Annotated in this window: 10 protein-coding genes and 1 pseudogene; 8 read left to right on the top strand and 3 right to left on the bottom strand. The window is 39.0% G+C overall.

The window, feature by feature from the left end; genetic code table 11:
* Positions 1–12 precede the first annotated feature (12 nt).
* Positions 13–1527, top strand: a complete 1515-nt coding sequence (locus HC965_RS03910) for a hypothetical protein (RefSeq protein WP_191030222.1) — start codon at positions 13–15, stop codon at positions 1525–1527.
* A gap of 227 nt (positions 1528–1754) precedes the next feature.
* On the opposite strand, the gene HC965_RS03905 is transcribed toward HC965_RS03910, so the two are convergent.
* Entirely contained in the window at positions 1755–3416 is a 1662-nt protein-coding gene (locus tag HC965_RS03905) for a DUF6055 domain-containing protein (RefSeq protein WP_191030221.1), read from the bottom strand.
* A gap of 204 nt (positions 3417–3620) precedes the next feature.
* Here HC965_RS03905 and HC965_RS03900 point away from each other — a divergent pair, with 204 nt between their 5' ends.
* The 5 genes from HC965_RS03900 (at position 3621) to HC965_RS03880 (ending at position 17159) form a co-directional block, all read left to right on the top strand.
* Entirely contained in the window at positions 3621–7841 is a 4221-nt protein-coding gene (locus tag HC965_RS03900) for a hybrid sensor histidine kinase/response regulator transcription factor (RefSeq protein WP_191030220.1), read from the top strand.
* A gap of 183 nt (positions 7842–8024) precedes the next feature.
* Positions 8025–11132 carry a TonB-dependent receptor gene (locus tag HC965_RS03895; protein ID WP_191030219.1) on the top strand — a complete coding sequence of 1036 codons (3108 nt, stop codon included), beginning with the start codon at positions 8025–8027 and terminating at the stop codon, positions 11130–11132.
* Between the two features lie 12 nt (positions 11133–11144).
* Positions 11145–13094, top strand: coding sequence for a RagB/SusD family nutrient uptake outer membrane protein (locus HC965_RS03890; protein WP_191030218.1), 1950 nt, complete (start codon positions 11145–11147; stop codon positions 13092–13094).
* A gap of 36 nt (positions 13095–13130) precedes the next feature.
* Positions 13131–14675 carry a DUF1735 domain-containing protein gene (locus HC965_RS03885; RefSeq protein ID WP_191030217.1) on the top strand — a complete coding sequence of 515 codons (1545 nt, stop codon included), beginning with the start codon at positions 13131–13133 and terminating at the stop codon, positions 14673–14675.
* 162 nt (positions 14676–14837) lie between these two features.
* Entirely contained in the window at positions 14838–17159 is a 2322-nt protein-coding gene (locus HC965_RS03880; RefSeq protein WP_191030216.1) for a beta-galactosidase, read from the top strand.
* Between the two features lie 86 nt (positions 17160–17245).
* On the opposite strand, the pseudogene HC965_RS03875 reads toward HC965_RS03880, so the two are convergent.
* Positions 17246–18631, bottom strand: a pseudogene (locus HC965_RS03875) (arylsulfatase).
* A gap of 221 nt (positions 18632–18852) precedes the next feature.
* Here HC965_RS03875 and HC965_RS03870 point away from each other — a divergent pair.
* Positions 18853–20205, top strand: a complete 1353-nt coding sequence (locus tag HC965_RS03870; RefSeq protein WP_223854693.1) for a DUF6055 domain-containing protein — start codon at positions 18853–18855, stop codon at positions 20203–20205.
* A 196-nt stretch (positions 20206–20401) separates the two neighbouring features.
* The gene (locus tag HC965_RS03865; RefSeq protein WP_191030215.1) at positions 20402–20623 is read left to right on the top strand and encodes a DUF4248 domain-containing protein; all 222 of its coding nucleotides are present in this window, start codon (positions 20402–20404) and stop codon (positions 20621–20623) included.
* 439 nt (positions 20624–21062) lie between these two features.
* Here HC965_RS03865 and HC965_RS03860 read toward each other — a convergent pair whose 3' ends face one another.
* Positions 21063–21470, bottom strand: a complete 408-nt coding sequence (locus tag HC965_RS03860; RefSeq protein WP_191030214.1) for a helix-turn-helix domain-containing protein — start codon at positions 21468–21470, stop codon at positions 21063–21065.
* Positions 21471–21683 lie beyond the last annotated feature (213 nt).

Below are 21683 nucleotides of genomic sequence, written 5' to 3'. Positions count from 1 at the left end.
ATAAATGAGGATATGAAAAACAAAAAAATGCTTTGTGTAAAAATATTAAATGACATTAAATGTATATGTTTGTGGATGCTGCTGTCTGCAATGTGTTGCGGTTGTTGGGGATGTTCTGATAGTGGAGGTGAATCAGGCGAAAAACCGGATAATGGAGATGAAGGACCGGCTTCTTCCAGAAACCTGCTTTTTAACTCTTCCGACAAGAAACTGGAAAGTACGTTCTATTGGGGAAAGAGAACGGCACTTTCGTATGCACACGATGGCAATGACCCTGTGGGATACTGGTATGAAGCCGCTCTTCCCGGGCGTAATGCTTTTTGTATGCGTGATGCATCTCATCAAAGTATTGCTGCTGAAATTCTGGGGCTTTCTAAGCATAATTTCAATATTATGGAGAAATTTGCTGAGAACATCAGTGAAGCAAAAGACTGGTGTACACATTGGGAAATAGATAAGGACAACAGGCCATGTAAGGCTGATTATGTGAGTGATGATAATTTTTGGTATAATCTGAATGCTAATTTTGATATTATTTTCGCTTGTTGGAGGCTTTATGAATGGACTGGTGACGAACGTTATTTAAAGAACAGGAAGTTAGCTGAATTTTTCGATTTGTCAATCAATACTTATGTAGAACATTGGCAGTTAAGACCTGATAATATAATGTCCCGTAAGGGAGTGATGCATAGTAATCTTTCCAAACGTGGTATTCCATCTTATGTGGAGACCTTTGGTGGTATGGCATCCAGCTCGGACCTGATAGCCACGATTTATGGTGGTTTTGATGCTTATGCCAAAATGCGTACAGTGCTAGGAAAAGGTGATGGTGGGGAATACCAGGCACAAGCAGAGGCTTATCGTCGATTATTGGAAGAGGAATGGTGGAATAGCGATATTAACGCATACCATACATTTAGAAGAGATAATGGAACATTTGCAGATGGTGAAGGACTGACATATATGCTTTGGTTCAATGCGGCACAGCAAACCGAACGGATTCGCGGTACTATTACCAAGATGATGGAACGCACTAGTTGGAATATAGAGAATATATCTCATTTTCCATTGTTATGGTATCGTTATAATTATATTGAAGATGCCTATGAAATCTTGAAGAATATCTCAACAATGAATCGTTCGAGCTATCCGGAAGTATCTTATGGCATGATTGAGGGAATTATCAGTGGTACAATGGGGATTGTTCCCAGTGCATCGCAAAAAAAGGTAATAACTTTGCCCAAAATGTTGAATCCTGATGCAAATGCCTATTTGCAGGCTGAAAATATACCGATGTTACAAGGTTACATTACAGTACGTCATGACGGAAATAAAGCTACCAAATTTGTAAATAATACTCCCGGTGAGTTGATCTGGCAAGCTGCTTATATGGGAGAGATTGCAAAAATTACTATTGATGGCGAACAGAGAAATACACAAGTACGTACTGATCTTATGGGAAATAAAATATCTTATGTTGAAGTGAAGGTTCCTGTTGGAGCGGAAATACAAGCAAAGATTGAATAAACCTTTTGCTACAATAGAATAAAAAGGGTTAATTAGTTATTGAAATGACTGCAAGAAAGATAGAGTGAGTCTATATTTCTTGCAGCTTTCTTTATATCTTGTATAAGGGTTCATAGTAAAGTCGTTTTAAGTATCCGGTTGTGCTGAATAGAAAGAGCTCTCCGATAATCGGAGAGCTCTGGTTTTCCTTTTTAGAACAATCTTTTTACGTGATTCAGGAACACTTGTTATAGAGATTTGGGAGTATCTAATGTTGTTCCATTAAGAGAGAATTCATAAGGCCAATTATTTTCATTATCTACTGTTTCGCTTGATTGTTTATGTTTCCAATGTTCAGTCGGGGCACCCATTACTACAAACCAAAGATATTTAATGCCACCTTCGGGTACTGTGAATGTGATTCGTTTACTTTCATCTTTATTTATTTCCCCGTAAATTCGTTCACCATTCTCTTTTAAAGCTACGAAACCGTAACGCCATCCTCTGAATGGACCGTTTTTAATCTTATATCCAGGAAGATTAAGATTTCCTTTGAAATCAATAGTTACAGTTGAACCGGCAGTGGGGGCTTTTAATTTAATGCAATTATAACCGTAGTTTTGCGGGCAGGTGGTTGGATCTGCTTTGAATTTTGTAGATGAAACTTCCACTAGTTTGTATTGATGCTTGTCGATATGGTGTACATTTGCCTCTTTGAGTGCAGGAATATCCCAGGTAACAAAACGACATACACCCTCAAACATCTCATCGTTAAATTGCTCTTGTGTGAGGTTATTCATACGTTTATAAGTCTGTACAGGATCTTGATTATCCTCAGGCTTATTGCCTTGCCAAAGTTTACTTACCATCATCGGATACTTATATTCCCAGAAAGCAAGTACATATGGAGAATGGTATTGATTTTCTTCATGCATAAATGCCCGATGGGTATTTTTCATAAAAGCGGTAAAGTGATTGTATTCCAGGTCTGGCCAATCCGGGAATCTGCAGAGCAATGACCATTGTGAGGTCATTTCATAGATAGGACCTGACCATCCATACACAGTTTCACGATTATCATAATGTGTGATGTATTGGAAACAGTGTGTCATTTCATGTTGCAAAGTGCCTGCTACACCATATTTATTGACTTTCATAATACCAGACCATTTCAGCTCTGTTATGCCGACATTGGGCTTGCCATAGCCTACTGCTCCACCCGCACCGGAGCGCTCAATAAAAATCAGCATTTTATATTTGGCTGCATTAGAGGTGGTCCAATTGCAAAAGCCGCCTTTATCAATAATCCAGGCGTATATATCTTCGGCCCGTTCTACGGCTTTCACCCGATCAAATGGATATGTGGGATCAGCTTCAGGATTACTTCCCCATGCTTTATCATAGAATATGGCGACATTGGGTCCTTCTACCAAATGCTGAAGGTCATACAAGGTTTCATTAGGGAATCCTTCAGGTAAAAATAGTTCTTTTTCTTTCTGATCAAAGATTAATTTTATTATTGAGTTGTCACTGTTATTAGTGATGGTAACTGTACCTATATGTCCTTCTTCTTTGATCTCATTAGGAGCCGCTATTACCTGAATGATTGCATCCCCTTGTCCTCCACCTATGGGCTCTACTTTTAAATAATTGGTTGGTGTAACTTCGTTTACGGTCACTGTCCATGTAACATCTGCCGGCGCTTTAATATTCAATTCATATGTAGCTCCTTTAAAAGGAACTAATAACCGGTCTGTCCCTGTAACGCTTTTATCGTTGAGACTTACGGTAAATGGAGTATTACTGTTATTTCCGTTCTTATCTTCTTCGTCTTTCGAAGAACATCCGGTAAAAAATAAGCAGGTTATTGTCAGAAGTACTCCCCACCAATTAAACTTTAATGTTTTCATGATTGTTAGTTTTTCAATTATTAATATTTTCTTGTTAATCCACTTTAGATTCTGTTGCAAAGCTATGGTTTTTGACTTTATCAGATTGTGTTCTCTGTTCGTAATGCTATTCTATTTGTTCTTCTTGTTCTTTTTTGTTATATTTTGAAGGATATTTCTATAAGTTTTCTATTTTTGTGGCAGCTTACTTATAATAGATTGTTTATGACCATAATTCCTATGCTAAGAACTACGCAGCTTTTCTTCCTTTTTTTATTAAGTAGTATACTGTTGTGTATTACACCGGCTTATGCTAATGACATATTCAGAAATTTGACAATTAATGACGGGTTAGCGCATACGGATGCTAACTGCGTTGCTCAAGATAGTACCGGATTGATTTGGATAGGTACCAATTCCGGTTTGCAGAGTTATGATGGCTATGAACTTCATACTATTGATTATTATCCTTTAGGACAGAAAATATACGAGTCTCATAACCGTGTGAATGCAATAGAATGTGGCACAAACCGTTTGTGGATTGGTTCGGATAGCGGGCTGACTTGTTTGGACTTGAATACTCATCAATATATTTCTTATACAATAATAGGCAATGATCACAGCGTTTTTCATGAACGTATTTTGCGGTTGACGGTAGATAATGCTAATCAGCGTCTGTGGATATTGGCACAAAATGCCTTCTGTGTTGTTCGGATAGAAGAATCAACCAATACTTTGTATATACAAGATTGGGAAAATAGTTCCGATGCTCCGAAAGTCTATTCCAAACCTGTACTACATCGTGGACAAGGATGGGTCGTTTCAGGCAATAAATTGTTTGAAATAGGTAGTAGTGATGATAAGATAAATGTAAAAAAAATATATAGCTTATCTGATATCATAGGCCACCAGGTAGCTTCCAGATCTCTTTTTGCGACAGACGAATGTCTATATCTCCGTTCTGCTCAAGGGTGTTATAAAATACCATTTACTATTTCTGGTTTAGATATTCATCATATTTCCTTTATAGATTTTCATAAAGTTGATGCTGTGATTCCTGATTATACATCCGGTAGTTTTGTAGTCGATCGGGAAGGCACTCTTTGGTGTACCTATTTCGGAGGTTTGTTTAAAGTGACTTCTCCTTTTACAGAAGATGCCTCCATTCATATTTATCTGGCAAATAATAAGAATATAAACTTTTCCCAAAGCAGAATAACGTCATTGTTTATTGATACTTATAATAACTTATGGGTACCTACAATGAACAAGGGGTTGTATTATCGTTCTTTAACTCTTTCTCCCTTTCATTCCATATCGAAGCAGAAGTTATTAGACGTGGGTTTCTCACGAAATGACGTAAATGCAGTCGTTGCTCAGGATAGTGTGGCATTATGGATGATTATGGAGGGAGGAAGCCTGCTGCGTTATGACATTCAGAAAGAGCTCGTGGAACGTATACCATTGTCAGTAACAAAAGGAGCTGCTGATGGGTTGCAAACATTGACTTTGAGTTCTGATCGACAAAGATTATATATTGGTTTGGCGCAGGGACTAATTGTATATGAGATAAATACAGGAAAGAATTATTGGCTGATTGGAAGCGCTTCGACAATAATATCTGATATTATAAGCGTTCCCAAAGTAGTAGAAGACCGTTTGGGAAGACTTTGGATTGCCTCTTGGGGACGGGGAGTTTATTGTGTTAAAGAACCGCATACTTATCATGCTACTGTTGCTTACCAGTTGGATATTCATACGAAGCCCTCCCTTACTTCATCCCTTGTACTAGATTTGCACGTGGAAGAGAATGCCGTTTTGCTTTGTACGACTAATGGACTAAATAAGATATGGCTGAATGCCCAAGGAGAGGTTAGAAACATATCCACTTATCGTGCAAATATTAACTCTGCGAATTCCATGTCTTCTGATTACCTTGCTAGTATGGACCAACAGAATGATTCTGTTTATTGGATAGGGACAATCGGAGGAGGATTAAACAAAGTTACAATCCATTCGGAGAAGGATAATGATTATTCTGCTGTTGTTTATACCAAGAATGATGGATTGACAAGTAATGACTGTGAGATCGTTTATTTAGATCATGAGCAAAATGTGTGGGTAGGAGGGAATGGCATTGCATGTTTCATGCCGGAAACGAAAAAGGTTTCAGTTTATGAATCGGTAGATGGTTTACAAAGCAACTCGGTTAAAATCGGTGCAGGGTATAAATCAGCGAATGGGACTATATATATGGGAGGAATTGATGGGTTGAATTTCTTCTGTCCCAGGGATTTTGTTAGTAACTCTTATCCTGTGAAGCTTAATTTCTGTGATTTATATGTTAATAACAAGGCCGTTATTCCACAGGAAGAATATGATGGAGATGTCATACTGCCGGTTGTGCTAAATAAAACGGAACATATAAAATTAACCTATAAACAGAATAATTTCATCATATCTTTTTCAGCATTAGGCTATAATTTCTCAGATCGGATTATGTATCGCTACCGAATGATAGGCTATGATAAAGATTGGCAGATAGTTCCTCACTCCACGAATAAGGCTTTTTATTCCAATTTGCCTTATGGTGATTATCGATTTGAACTTCAGGTTTCTACCGATCATGGATATAGTTGGCTGTTGCAGGAACGTACATTTCGGCTTTCTGTATTTCCACCCTGGTGGTGGACCGTATGGGCCAAACTGTTATATTTCATCATTGCTGTGTTGATTACTACAGTTATCATTTATCAATATAATAAGGAACAACGACTGAAACGTGAGAATCATATTCAGGAACTTAAGCGTATAAATGATGAAGAGAAGTATCAGTCAAAAATGCGTTTCTTTATGAATATCTCCCATGAATTGAAAACCCCTCTTACACTGATAATGTTGGCGGCAGAGCGCATGGCAGAATTGGATTTGTCTAAGGAATGTAAAACTATACTCGTCAATTGCAGGAGGATGTTGTCGCTGATAACAGAATTGGTAGATATAAGAAAAGCAGATCTGGGAATCAACCAGTTATCCCTATCTTTTCAAAATATGTCCGAGTTGGTGAATCAGTTATATACAGAGTTGAGTCTTTGGGGTGAAAAGAAGAATATTGTTATTGAATATGAATCGCCAGAAGAAGATATAGAAATGGACTTTGACCGGGATAAAATAGGTAAATTAATAATCAATCTGATTTCTAATGCTGTCAAATATACTCCGAAAGGGGGAACAATCAAACTTTCATTGAGAACCGGTATGATGCAAGACATTATTCCTTTGTATCCTGTCGCACATCAAGAGGGAGAAGTTAGCTTAGAACAGCCTGTATGTATTTTTACTATTCGAGACAATGGCGTGGGTATTTCTCCTGAATCTATACGGTATATCTATGAACGCTTTTTTCAGGTGAAAGACGTTAATCTTACTCATTTAGGTTCTGGCATTGGTCTGGCCATTGCTAAGAATATGGTGCTGTTACATAAAGGTTCTATCATAGTAAGTAGTGAACGCTCTGTCGGAACAGAGTTTATTGTAGCTCTACCTATTGTGAAAGAGGCTGGTGCTCCGGTTGCCAATCTTTCGCTCTTTGATACTAGAGAGTTCATCAACAGCCAATACCTTGAATATATTCCTTCGGAAGATGTAGCTACAGAAGGACAGACGATGATAGAACATACTTCAGTGGAGGACTATCCCACCGTACTCATTGTCGAAGATAATAAGGAATTACAAAATGTCTTGAGTGAACGGCTGTCATCTCACTATCATATCGAGATAGCTGATAATGGAAAGATGGGACTGGAAATGTGCGAAACGCTTTATCCTGATATTATAATTAGTGATGTTATGATGCCTGAGATGGATGGTATAGAGATGTGCAGAAAGATACGTGAGAACCTTTCCATAGCCTATATACCTATTATATTATTAACTGCAAAAGGGGGAGATGATAGTCAGATTAAGGGCTATGAGTCGGGTGCTGATTTATATATACCCAAACCATTTTCTATCAGACTTCTGGAAGTCAATATTAAAAGATTGTTAGCCCAAAGGGAAAAATGGTTGAAGCAAGAACAAGAGCCTTCAATAGAAAAGAAGGAAATTACAGGAGATGGTAACTCTTTTGAAACCCGATTGAAACAACTAATTGAGGAGAATATGGGTAATCCGGATTTCTCGATAGATTTTATTTGTAGTAAACTGGGTTTGGGAAGAACTAAATTATATGCAAAACTAAAGGAACTGGGCGAGCAGCCTTTAGCTGACCACATACGTAATGCCCGTTTAGAAAAGGCCATATATCTGCTGAAACATTCTGATATGAATATCAATGAAGTGATGTTTACGGTTGGATTTATTAACAACTCTCATTTCTCTAAAACTTTCAGGCAGAAATACGGTATTTCCCCATCCGATTACAAAAAACAATGCATGAATAGCTGATGTTTACTAGAAGACAGGGAAAACTGTGCTGATATTACTTTTTTGTATTCTTTTTGTTCTTTTGTACGAATAACAAACATTTCTGTACGCAAAACAAAGTCGTTTCCTTTCATTATATGGACCTTTGGACAGTTAAAAACTAAAGTTAACTCAATAATAAGTCTAATTAAAAAAATCAATGAAATGAAACATTCCAGTAAAATTGCCTGCGCAATGTTCTTGGCTTTGACTATCCCGGCTTTCAGCTATCAAGTGGCTATGGCGGAAAGCGGTACAAGTGAGGCCGGTAAAGTGACATCGGTTCAACAGCAAAAGAAAAGAGTTGTTACGGGGGTAATCACGGATGCGGTAGACGGTACTCCTATTGTGGGCGCCACCGTCCGATTGAAAAATACTACTACAGGTGTCATCTCAAATCTCGATGGAGTTTATTCTGTTTCTGTGGTAAATAGTAGAAGCGTACTTGTGGTCTCTTATGTAGGATATAAGACACGTGAAGTTCCGGTTGAAGATTTAGGCGTTCTTAACATCAAACTTCATTCTGATAATGAACTTTTGGACGAAGTAGTAGTAGTAGGTTCTGGTACACAAAAGAAGATCAGTGTCACGGGGGCTATTTCTACAATTAAAGGTGTGGAACTGAAATCTCCGAGTTCATCACTAACTAATTCCCTGGCAGGACGTCTGGCGGGTGTATTTGTCAATACTAATAGTGGTGAACCGGGATCAGCTTCTACATTTTATGTTCGTGGTATTTCTACATTTGGTGGACGCGCCACTCCGCTTATTCTGTTGGATGATGTCGAAATATCATCAGGTGACCTGAATAATATTCCTGCTGAAACGATTGAATCGTTTACAATTCTGAAAGACGCTTCAGCCACTGCAATCTATGGCGCACGTGGTGCTAACGGTGTTATGATTGTGACAACAAAGTCGGGAATGGAGAATTCTAAAACAAAGATTAATGTAACATTAGAGAATGCGTTTCATACTCCGACAAATTTTCCGAAGTTTGTGAATGGTGCTACCTGGATGGAGATGTATAATGAAGCGCAGTTGACACGCGACCGTTCGGCTGTGGCACGTTATGATGACACTACCATACAGAATACACGGAATCATGTTAATCCTTACTATTACCCGGATGTAGATTGGGGTGATTTGATTTTCAAAGATATGGCCATGAGCCAACGTGCTAATATCAACGTACAGGGTGGTGGTTCAAAGGTTACCTATTATTTAAGCTTGAACGTAAATCATGATACGGGTTTGCTTGATTCCCCCAAAATCTATTCATGGGACAATAACATCAACAATCTGGCTTATAACTTTCAGAACAATATTCAGGTGAAATTAACTCCGACTACGAAAGTGCGTTTAAATATGAATGCACAAATTCGTAAGTATAAAGGACCTAATTATTCAACTTCCGACCTGTTTAAAAAGACTCTGACGGTCAACCCAATCAATTTTCCCGCTTACTATCCGGCAGAAGAAGGAGACAAACACGTTAAGTTCGGTAATGCTACTTTAAGTGGTAACACTCTTTACACTAACCCGTATGCCGATATGGTGACTTCGTTTAAGGAGCAGAATATGAATACATTGAATACATCAGTACGTATTGACCAGGATTTATCCTTTGTTACTAAAGGATTGTCGGTAAACGGTCTCGTCAACTTTAAGAGTTATTCAACGAGTTCTTACAACCGTTCTATCCAACCTTATTATTACGAATTGGTCAATGGTACATACGATCCTTCAAATCCGTCTATGGAAGTGAAGCCATTGGGTACTTCAGGTACTGAATATATTTCCCAGTCTGGAATTAGCAAGAATGGTGATAATACTCTTTTGCTACAGTTCCAACTAGACTACAAACGTCGTTTTGGCAATCACAATGTGACTGGAATGTTACAGTATATGCAACGTGAATATCGTTCGGATGTACTTCCTCATCGCAATCAAGGCTTTTCCGGACGTTTTACCTATGATTATGACCATCGCTATCTGGCTGAATTTAATTTTGGTTATAATGGTAGTGAAGTATTGCCGGATGGAGGTCGTTTTGAATTCTTTCCTGCTGTATCTTTAGGTTGGGTAATCAGCAATGAAAAATTCTTCAAGCCACTTACTAGCGTAATTGATAACATGAAGTTAAGAACTACCTTCGGTTTGGTAGGTAGTGATAATACTCACGGCTATCCGGCTGATTTTCTTTATCTGGATGCAGTGAAATTAGGTGAGATTGGATTCAACTTTGGTGATGACTGGATTGGTTCCCCAAAAGGTCCTCAAGTTACGCAATATGCAGTAATTAATCCTTGTTGGGAACGTGCCAAAAAGTTTGACGTGGGACTTGACCTGACTTTGTTCCGGAATTGGAATCTTACTTTCGACTATTATTATGAAAAGCGCGACCGTATTTTGATGCAACGTTCCGCATGGCCGAAAGCATTGGGGTATGGTGATGCAGTGCCATGGTTCAATCAAGGAAAAATGGATAGTTGGGGATATGAACTCAGCACAAGTTATGCATATCAGATCAATAAAGACTGGCGAGTAGATTTACGTGGAACCTTCTCTTATGCCGCTCACGAATATGTATTCAAAGATGAACCGAGCTATCCCTATGAGTGGAAACTGATGACCGGAAGAATTAGTACGGTCACAGAAGGTTATTTGGCCGAAGGTTTATTCCAGAGTGAAGAAGAAATAGCCGGACATGCTAAACAGGATTTAGGTAGTACACCTAAGGTTGGTGATATTAAGTATCGTGATTTGAATGGAGACGGTGTAATTGACAAAAATGACTATGGTGTGATTTCAGACTATAGTAGTATTCCTCGCATTCAGTATGGTTTTGGTTTGAACCTCACCTGGAAGAAATTCGATTTTGGCGTGTTTTTCAATGGAGCAGGTATGCGCAAGATTATGTTAAGCGGTATTCATCCATTTGGGCAGACCGAATATAATATATTTGAATTCATTGCGGACGACTATTGGAGTGAAGCCAATCCTAATCCGAATGCCAAGTATCCTCGCCTGGCAATATTGGATGGAGACCGCGCTAATAACACGGTAAACAGTACTTATTGGTTGCGCAATGGTAATTACCTTCGTCTCAAACAATTGGAATTAGGTTATTCATTTAAATACGGACGTGTATATCTTACTGGTGACAATCTTGCAGTATTCAGTCCTTTCAAAGAATGGGATCCTGAATTGAGTTGGAATTCTTATCCATTACAGCGTACATTTAATATCGGGCTACAATTAACCTTCTAACAACTGACAGTTATGAAATTATTTGATAATATAAAAATATTTAGTAGTGCACTGTTCCTCTCATGTGGGGCAGTTATGACTTCCTGTAACTTTTTGGACATTGTCCCCCCAGAACAAGCGACTTTGTATGATGCGACTAAAGATGCGGATGCAACTTTGGGTTTTCTTTCTTCCTGTTATGCAGGCATTGTTAATCCAATACGATATAATGCCAGTGAGGGTGCTGCGGATGAATATGTAAATCCACCCTTATGGCAGGGAGGAGACCAAAAAATTGCGTACGACCAAAGTAATCAGAACCAGCCGGCAGACGAACGTTGGACTACTAATTGTAAATATATTGGACAGACCTTACTGTTCCTGCAGGAATTGCCCAAAGCACGTGGTATTACAGAAATGGAGCGGATTGCATGGGAAGCAGAGGCATATTTTATGCTGGCCTATTATCATTCGGAGCTTCTTCGTTTCTATGGTCCTTCACCGATTATTGATAAAATAGCAGGAATTGAGACTACCCAAGAGGAATATGGAGGACGTTGGCATTATGACGCAGCCGTTGACTGGATTGTTGATACCATAGATGAAAAGGTATTGGCAGGACATCCTCTGGAAGACAAACGTAATACAAATGAAACAGGCCGTGCAACGCATGTTGCCGCTATGGCCTTGAAAGCCAGAGTGCTGCTTTACGCTGCTTCTCCTTTATGGAATGGAGAATTCCCTTATCCGACCTGGACAAACAAGGTGGAAACTGAATATAAAGGTAAGAACTACGGAAAGGAATTAGTGAGCAAAAGTTATGATGAAGGAAAATGGCATCGTGCACTTGAAGCTTGCAGAGAGGTACTGGAGTATGCTCAGCAAACCGGATATTGCCTGTATGGCCTTACATCCAACGGTGAAGTGGATGAAACGGTGATGAAACGGTATAAGAGTGATAATATTACCTTAGATAAGGTATATGTTCCGGGTGATGGTATTACCGATGAGTTTAAGGAAAAAATACTAATGCTTCGCTATTTGGTAACAGCACGTGCGAATGATGGCAATACCGAATTTATCTGGGGAGTAAACTTAGATAATGACTCTTTTCTTACTGCTTCTATGCCAAATCGTGTACTTAAGCAGAATAATGGAAACTGGATAAATGGCTATGCAGGTGTAAATCCGACTTTGAATTCCATTGAACGATTCTATATGGCGGACGGAACACGTTTAAAGGAGCCTACAGACTACAGACTCTTTGAAAGAGCAAACGTAGATGCTCAGCGTCCTGATATAATAAAAATGAATGTAGGGCGTGAACCGCGTTTTTATGCATGGATGACTTTCGACGGTGGTGATTGGTCAACGCAGTATGCCAATAATAAGCCGTTGATCGTAGATATAAAAAATAGCGCTGCACAAGGATATGATCCGGATAATTTTAATCGTAATAATTGTGTTACAGGTTATTTTAATCAGAAATTCATTAGTCCGGGACATGTGCGTACAACATCCGGAAGCCAAAGTTGGAAGAAAGGACCGCGCCCGCTTATCCGTATGGCAGAACTTTACCTGAATGTGGCTGAATGTTATGCGGCGCTTAATGATGAAGATAATGCTATTAAATATTTGAATCCTGTACGCAAACGTACCGGAATCCCCGAAGCTACAAAGCAAATGATTACAGAATCCGGCTATGATATTATGGAATGGGTGCGTAACGAACGTTTTTGTGAACTGTGGGGTGAAGGACACCGTTTGCATGATGTACACCGTTGGGCAAAAGGACCTGAGTATTTGGGAGCTGGCAAACGTCGTGGCTTGAATGGCATGGTGAAAAATCCGTCTTTCGAAACTTTCAATACACCGATGGTAATAAATCAGCCTTTCACCTGGAATGATCGTATGTATTTGGCTACTTACGGTTTCGAAGAAAGCTCTAAGAACTTGAACCTGGTTCAGGCTCCGGGATATTAAGAACAAAAATACTTATAGATTTAAGCATTAAAAAACATGAAAAAGATAGTTTTAATTTCATTATTGACTACAGCGCTTGCGTGTAATACCGCCTGTACTGATGACGTTGCGTACGATCAGGAGCAATATGCGTCTGTACTTCACATGAAAACGAGCGGAGTAGTAGACATTGAGTTCTATAATATCGGGCAGGATGTTACTTTTGAGACATATGTGTCTAAAGGAGGAACTACTCCTTCCGTAACTGGTGATGCTTCGTTGGTTGTATTTACGGAAGAAGAATTGGCTGCATATAATGCTGGTTATGGTTCGAATTTTAAGTTGCTTCCTGCCGATTGTTATACTATGCCGGCTAAAATATCATTTGAACCAGGTCAAGAAGCAGTGCCTGTGAAATTTGTGCTAAAAAGTAATATAGGAAATCTGGATTTGACCCAGTCGTACATATTGCCTGTCCGTCTTGAAAGTGACGGTCATAGTGTCTATGAATACAAAAATTCGTTATTACTACATCCTAATGTCATTACTCCTACAGTTTCGCTCGAGCATATGGGGGTACATAAAATAACAATGGGAGTTGGTGATGACCCTGTGAAATTTGAGACAAGTATCTTGTTCGATTACTTCAATGAATGGACTTTTACTGTGAATCTGAATACTAATCGGGCTGAACTGGAAGAGTTGGTTAATAAATACAATAATGATAACTCTGCTACCGGGATAACATATCAGTTGTTGCCTGAAGCAAATTATGAGTTGCCATCATCTGTTGCATTTACTGCCAATGACTTTTCTAAAAGTTTGAGTGTGGAGTTGAACTCTGATAATAATCTGCAAGAGGGTGACTATTTATTACCAATCGTGCTGAAGAATATCACAGGCGCACCACTTCCATTTGAGGTGAGTGATAAAATATGCTATATACATTTAGAATATAAGGATATATTGCCATATTTAAATATTCTGTTGAATGCTCCTAATGATGATATAGTGACTGCTAGCGGCTCCGATTTGGGAGGAAGTAATAATTATCTGCCATTCCGTATATTTGATGGCAGCCCTAGTTGGGTATGGCAAACTCATACCGGTAAAAACGGTACCTCTGGTAATTCTATAGATGAACCTTATAATGACCCGATATATGGGCAATATATAGATATTAATATCAAAAATGCAGGTTTCACCTTGTCTAAAAAACTTGATTTCTTCATGCAAGTAAAATGGAGCGATTTGAAACCACACGTAATCAGGATTTATGGTAAAGAAGAAGGTGGGGTTGATTGGATGCCATTAACGGAAGAAATGATGATAGGAAATAAGTTAAGAACGCCAACGTCAGAAGAGGATAATGCTATTGGAACAGCTACTAATCAGACTATATACAAGTATAGCGAGATGGAGCAGCAATATATCGAACTAAATGGAAAAAAAATAGTTGCTTTACGTTTCGCTGTCTTAAAGTCATATAAAGGTAAAACTTGGGCGGAACAAACTGGTGTATATGATCAGACTGTAAAACCGACAGGTAATTCCGGTTGGCCTGCAGTTGCGATTTCGGAACTTAAACTCTATGGAAAATAATAGATGTAATTAATCAATAGTAATCAGGATTAGGCTGCCTTAAAGTTTATTTTAGGCAGCCTTTTCTGATAGTCAGAATGTGATAACTTACAAAGTCTACAACAATAACTCTTGGTGAAAATAAATCAAAATAAATTGTCTATGGCATTATTCTTAAAAACAATGAAGTATTTAGTTGTTATGTTGGTTCTCATCTGTGTGTGTGTAATGAAGGCGACAGCACAGGAAAAACAAACATTTTCTATTGGCAACGGTTCATTTTTGGTAAACAACGAGCCTGTTGTTATCAAGGCGGCAGAAATTCATTATCCCCGTATTCCAGAACCCTATTGGGAACATCGTATCCAGATGTGCAAGGCATTGGGTATGAATACCATTTGCATCTATATTTTTTGGAATCTACATGAACAACGTCTCGACCAGTTTGACTTTTCCGGAAATAAGGATATTGTCAAATTCTGCCGTTTGGCGCAGAAACATGGTATGTATGTCATAGTCCGTCCCGGTCCTTATGTTTGTGCGGAATGGGAGATGGGCGGTTTACCTTGGTGGCTATTGAAAAAGAAAGATGTGAAAGTGCGCACGATGGATCCCTATTTTATAGAACGTGTGGGTAAATTTATGAATGCGGTGGGCAAGCAGCTTGCCGGTTTGCAGATAAATCGTGGTGGCAATGTGATTATGGTGCAGGTTGAAAATGAGTATGGAGCATATGCGACAGATAAAACATATGTTTCCACTATCCGGGATATGGTACGCAATGCAGGATTTACCGACGTACCTTTGTTTCAATGTGACTGGAACTCGACCTTCAAGAAAAATGGCCTTGATGATCTGCTTTGGACATTGAATTTTGGCACGGGGGCCAACATTGACAATCAGTTTAAGGAACTAAAGAAAGAACGTCCTGATTCACCGTTGATGTGTAGTGAGTTTTGGAGTGGCTGGTTCGATCATTGGGGGCGCAAGCATGAGACACGTGCTGCTAAAACAATGGTACAAGGCATTAAAGATATGCTTGACCGAGATATCTCCTTCAGTCTTTACATGGCGCATGGAGGAACTACATTCGGGCATTGGGGAGGAGCAAATAATCCGGCTTATTCTGCCATGTGTAGTTCTTATGATTATGATGCCCCTATTAGTGAAGCGGGCTGGGTTACTGATAAATTCCATCAGTTGAGAACCTTGCTTTCGAATTACTTGAAACCGGGAGAATCGTTACCTGCAATCCCCGAAAGCTATCCGGTGATAGAGGTACCGGAGATACATTTCACACAAGCAGCACCCTTGTTCACTAATTTACCTAAATCCAGACAATCGGCAGATATTCAGCCAATGGAACAGTTTGACCAGGGCTGGGGGAGTATTCTTTATCGTACTACGCTTCCTGCATCCATTAAAGGTGGAGTAATAAAGATAACAGAAGTGCATGACTGGGCACTGGTTTTTGCTGACGGTAAGCTGCTGGCACGTTTAGATCGCCGACATCGCGAATTTACGACCAAACTTCCCCCTCTGAAAGAAGGTACACGACTGGATATATTGGTAGAAGCGATGGGACGTGTGAACTTCGGCTGGTCTATCCATGACCGAAAGGGTATTACAGAGAAGGTTGAGATTATAGAGAATGGCATTCCTACCGCCTTATCTAATTGGGAGGTTTATAGTTTCCCGGTAGACTATTCATTTGTTTGCAGTATGAAATACCGGAAGAGCGAGGTACAGACGATGCCTGCATATTATAAGGCAACGTTCAATCTGGATAAAGTGGGGGATACTTTCTTTGATATGTCTACATGGGGTAAAGGTATGGTATGGGTAAATGGGCACGCTATCGGTCGTTTTTGGGAGATAGGACCTCAACAAACATTGTATATGCCCGGATGTTGGTTACGAAAAGGGAAGAATGAAATTATTGTGTTGGACTTAAAAGGACCTCGAGAGGCATCTGTTCGTGGATTGGAAAAACCGATACTGGATATGCTGCGGAAAAACACTCCCGAAACACACCGTAAAGAGGGGCAGAACCTGAATCTTACCGGAGAAAAGGTTGTGATGCATGGCCGGTTTACCCAAGGTAACGGGTGGCAGGAAATTAAATTCCCATTTCCGGTAGAGGGGCGCTATTTTTGTTTAGAAGGATTATCTTCCTTCGATGAAAAGACTGTGGCGGCTATTGCCGAATTGGATGTGTTGGGAGCTGACGGATTACCTGTGTCGCGTGATGCATGGAGTGTCGTGTATGCCGATAGTGAAGAAACGGACAAAGGTAACTTTACAGCCGATAAAGTTTTCGACTTGCAAGAGTCCACTTTTTGGCGAACGGTAGAGAAGCCTGATTTTCCTCATCAGATAATCATTGACTTGGGAGAAAAGCAGACTGTCACTGGGTTTAAATGCCTGCCCCGTGCAGAAAGAGGGGTACCCGGACAAATCAAGGAATATAGGGTGTATGTGAAAATTGATAATTTCAAATTCTAGTGTAGATGAGAATAATATCTCTTAATCGTAATAGAAATAAACAAACTTAAAATATACATCAGATTAAAACTGATGGGCAAAGTCATTTACCAATTAAAAATATCACTTTTGGTGTGTGCTTTACCCATTAGTTTTTTTAATTCTTTCACTTTGTTATTATTGGCTTTTATCAGATTTTCTTCTTCTCCTATATCGTCAGGCAAATAATATAATTCTTCGATCGTTATCTCCGGTTTAGAGGTATTTAAACGGACGAGCTTCCAGCCGTCTTTCATGATAGACTGTTTACCGTTACCCTCATAAAATTCGAAGTAAATATATTCGTGCTTTGATTGCCTGTTGTTTTTGCCTAAAAGAGTAGGCAGATAAGAAATACCGTTCACTCCTTCGGGTACTTCCACATCTATAATATCGCATATTGTAGGTAGAAAGTCCCAAAAGGCGGAAATGTGCGGTGTCTTGCGGTGCTCTTTTATGTATTTAGGCCAGGATATGATAAAAGGAGTGCGGACTCCGCCTTCGTACAAATCACGCTTATATCCACGGAATGGACCATTGCTGTCGAAAAACTTCGGATTGTGCCCGCCGACCATGTGCGCTCCGTTGTCTGATGAAAAGATGAAAATAGTATTCTCCCATTCTTCTCTTTCTTTGAGCAGAGAAATGATTCTTTCGACACTGTTGTCTATTTCTGCCACCATTGAGGCATGTGCTGCCTTAGGAGACATCTGTGTTTTGAATCCACCTTTTCCGTTTTTGTTGATATATGGCTTCTCGGGAAACTTTCCGAGATATTGGCTCATATCGGGATAATCCAAATCGGCATGGACCGGAGTAATGGAGAAATAAGCAAAATAGGGTTGTCCTTTTTTTTGCGAACGAATAAAGTCCAGTCCTTTTTCCATTATCATCCAGTGGCTATAAACTCGCCCCTCCAGCATCACTTTTGTTTCATTTTCATATAAGTATTGGGGATAGTACCGATGTGCATCTCCTTATCCTAAATAACCGAAAAAATAATCGAATCCTTTTTTTATAGGGCTTCCACTCGTTTTTGGACCACCCAGCCCCCATTTCCCTACGCACATGGTTGCATACCCTTTTTGTTTTAAGACTTCAGCCACTGTCATTTCTTCAGCAGGAAGGTGCAAGTCGAAAATTCCTTCTTCGCTTCTGATACCCTTATTTCCTCGTACATAAGCGTTTCCTGTGTGTTTACCTGTCAACAGGCAGCAACGTGAAGGAGCGCTTACAGTTGACCCACTATAATGCTGCATGAATTGCAGGCTGTTTGACGCCAATTCATCTATATGTGGCGTTTGAATTTTGGGCTGATTATAATAGCAATTGATATCTCCTATCCCCATGTCGTCCACTAAAACGAAAACGATGTTTGGGAGTTCCTCTGCCATAGCTGAAACGATGGGAACTTGTGCCAGCAAGCCGGTCATAAATAAATAATGTGATTTCATACTTTTTTTTCTGTAAATGTATGGCGGAATTAGATCTACTATTGTGCTATTTGTACGCAATGTTTTGTTTTTCGTTTTTGTTCGAGTATAAATATGGATGTTTAAATAGATGTGGACAAATAGAATAGTATTCAGTACGGATAACATACTACTTTTAGAGCGGTTCACATACTTTTGCGGTGTCTTCCTGGTTAGAGAAATTATTTTAAAATCTTAATATCATGAATATTGAACGCATATTTTTATTGTTTTTATGGATAGTTATCTGTTTACAAATATCAGCAGGTAATGTAGCGACAAAAGAAATTTTGGTTCCTCGTAAAGAGGTAGAAAGTAAGGGATTTGATAAGCCTGATGGAAATTTTAGTCATAAATATAAGGCTGAGACGGAGAATTTGGTGTTGTTCTGGGATAAGTCATTTGGATCTGATCCGACACAGTATGCGGATTCTGACAAACGTTTTTTTCCCGAAAAGATACTGAAAGAAGCAGAACGTTTCTATTGTTATTATGTAGATAAGTTGAAATTTGTCAGGAAAGGACATTCGTATACTGATAAATACAAGATGATTATTTGGATGTATAATGACGATGAGTCTACTGTATATGGCTGGGGGGCTGAAGGTGTAGGCATGATGTGGATGCGTCCATGTAGAGCGAAAGAATATCCTTACTGTGCTTTGGCGCATGAGATGGGGCATTCTTTCCAGTATATGGTGAGTGCTGATGGGATGCGTGGATTTTCAGGATGCCCATTGGTGGAGTATACTTCTCAATGGATGTTGTGGCAGGTTTATCCGGATTGGGTGACTATCGAGAATTACCATTTGAAATCTTTCATGGAGAAAACACATTATGCCGCGTTCCATGAAACAAATATGTATCATGCTCCGCAATTAATGGAATATTGGTCAAATAAGCATGGGATTGATATTGTAGGTAAGGTATGGTGTGGGGCAGTGGAGAAAGAAGATCCAGTTTTAGCCTATCAACGCTTGACAGGTATTAATCAACAACAATTTAATGATGAAGTTTATGATGCGGCTACTCGCTTTGTGACCTGGGATTTACCGCGTATAAAAAAGTACTGTAGTAAATATGCTAACCAGCATCATTGTAAAATGAATAAAGTGAAAGGTGACTGGTATGAAATATCCCCAACTCGTTGTCCACAAAACTATGGTTATAATGCTATTCGTCTGAATATTCCGGATGGCGGCAGAAAGATCTCATTGAACTTTGATGGCCTTGTAGGAGATAAAAGGTTTCAGTCGGCAAGAGTAGGACAGGCAAACTGGCGATATGGTTTTCTGGCTGTGAAACAGAATGGAGAGCGGATATATGGAGCAATGAATATTGCAAAGAATGGGAAAAATAAGAAAGTTTATTTTGAGGTACCTGAAGATACGCAATTCTTGTGGGTGGTAGTTGCTGCTACTCCGTCAGAGCATAATGATTATTTCAAGCAATGGCGGCAACTGGAAGAGGAAAAGGGGAAAGAAGAACAGTGGCCCTATCGGATTCGTTTATCGGGAACCTCTATTCATGAAGATGTTCTTACTGCCAAGAAGTAAAATGGGTACTTGATTTTTTCGATGTAAAATATTATAAACTGAGGGCTTGAGGGTAATGTGTTGATTAATAGAACGATAAATAATGCCGTTCCTTAATATTCACGGCAAACTTCTGAAAGACTTGACAAACGCTTTTTGATGTTGTATATTTGTAGGACGAAACAATGAAAATACAAATTAAAACTTTAAAAACGAAATGAGACGAATCTTATCTTTTGCTGTATTAGCTGCGTTGTACTTCCCGGGATGTGCGACCAGTAAAAATGCAGTGCGTTGTCTAAGCCGATGGATTAAGGACTGTAACCCGTTGGTCAAAGAACTTGTACCGACCGGTTATATGCCGTATAATCATCGCTTCCTGACGATGAAACAGTATAAGATTATAACAAAACATCTAGGAGATCCTTATGAGGATTAGGGTATAGACGACCCGATGAAGAGCTTGAGGCTGCAACCTTTTATGAGGTTTGCAGCCTTTTTTGTTGCATAAATTCAATGCAAACCTCCCTAAAACCCAAATTAGCGTTTTTAATAAACGTTGATACCGTTTTTAATAAACCCCTCAAAAGTTTATTAGAAACTAAAAAGTAGTTTATTGAAAAAAGATAAGTATTTTTCCATATGCTGAAATGTAGAGATTTCAAATTCTCTTTATTTGATTCTTAATGCGTTGAATTATCATGACATTGAATGGGTGCGTTTTATTTGACAGAAATAAGGCGTACAGGTCACTGTACGCCTTATTGAATATCTATTTTAATAATATGCTTAAAATGACGTTGTCTCCTATTATATCAAAGGGACAAAGAAAATGTGATGTTTTGTGGCTTATTATACCGCTTTTTCCCGTTTAAAACTTATGATTCAGTTATCAGTAATTTGTTTTCCAAAAATTCTATGCGTTTATACAACATATCAATGAGACGACTGTTTGCTTTAATGAGTTCACGGAGATCATCTGCTGCTTCATTATTGACATTGTGTCCGTTACTATAGTCTTTTGTTATTCCAATTCCCATCGTACCGGAATTAGTGAAATACACATTTCCCTCTATTTTATTAAATAGTTCCAATGCAGACATATTTAGCACTTCTGCTATTTTGTTCAGCCGCGTCAGCGTAAGATCTGTTTCTCCATACTCAATCTTACAATAAGCACTGGTTGATAAATTCAACTTTTCGCCCATCTGCTCTTGAGTGAGTTTCTTATTCAAACGGAGTGATTGTAATCGTTGTCCTACTATTTTTTTTAAATCTGTTTCCATGTACCTTATTATTGGGAAGCAATCTTTTATTGGACAAATGTAGCAAATTTGGTGGATATAGCAAATGTTATTTTGTACTTATTATCTAGCGATGAGAAAAATGCGAAAACATGGAGAACTTAAGTATAAAAAAAGATATTATTTCATGAGCCATATGGTCATATTTCCTCTGAATTGGTTTTTGTCTCCAATATTTGGTGATAATTCTCCGAA

Source organism: Bacteroides sp. GM023, from assembly GCF_014750685.1.
In the GTDB taxonomy this organism is placed as follows: Bacteria; Bacteroidota; Bacteroidia; order Bacteroidales; family Bacteroidaceae; genus Bacteroides.
This window is presented reverse-complemented; position numbering and strand designations above follow the sequence as displayed.

What these genes read in the sequence shown, in the direction of transcription:
- HC965_RS03890 (WP_191030218.1), top strand. Translation starts at nt 11,145, where the DNA reads ATGAAATTATTTGATAATATAAAAATATTTAGTAGTGCACTGTTCCTC.
- HC965_RS03900 (WP_191030220.1), top strand. Translation starts at nt 3,621, where the DNA reads ATGACCATAATTCCTATGCTAAGAACTACGCAGCTTTTCTTCCTTTTT.
- HC965_RS03865 (WP_191030215.1), top strand. Translation starts at nt 20,402, where the DNA reads ATGAGACGAATCTTATCTTTTGCTGTATTAGCTGCGTTGTACTTCCCG.
- HC965_RS03905 (WP_191030221.1), bottom strand. Translation starts at nt 3,416, where the DNA reads ATGAAAACATTAAAGTTTAATTGGTGGGGAGTACTTCTGACAATAACC.
- HC965_RS03860 (WP_191030214.1), bottom strand. Translation starts at nt 21,470, where the DNA reads ATGGAAACAGATTTAAAAAAAATAGTAGGACAACGATTACAATCACTC.
- HC965_RS03910 (WP_191030222.1), top strand. Translation starts at nt 13, where the DNA reads ATGAAAAACAAAAAAATGCTTTGTGTAAAAATATTAAATGACATTAAA.
- HC965_RS03870 (WP_223854693.1), top strand. Translation starts at nt 18,853, where the DNA reads ATGAATATTGAACGCATATTTTTATTGTTTTTATGGATAGTTATCTGT.
- HC965_RS03880 (WP_191030216.1), top strand. Translation starts at nt 14,838, where the DNA reads ATGAAGTATTTAGTTGTTATGTTGGTTCTCATCTGTGTGTGTGTAATG.
- HC965_RS03895 (WP_191030219.1), top strand. Translation starts at nt 8,025, where the DNA reads ATGAAACATTCCAGTAAAATTGCCTGCGCAATGTTCTTGGCTTTGACT.
- HC965_RS03885 (WP_191030217.1), top strand. Translation starts at nt 13,131, where the DNA reads ATGAAAAAGATAGTTTTAATTTCATTATTGACTACAGCGCTTGCGTGT.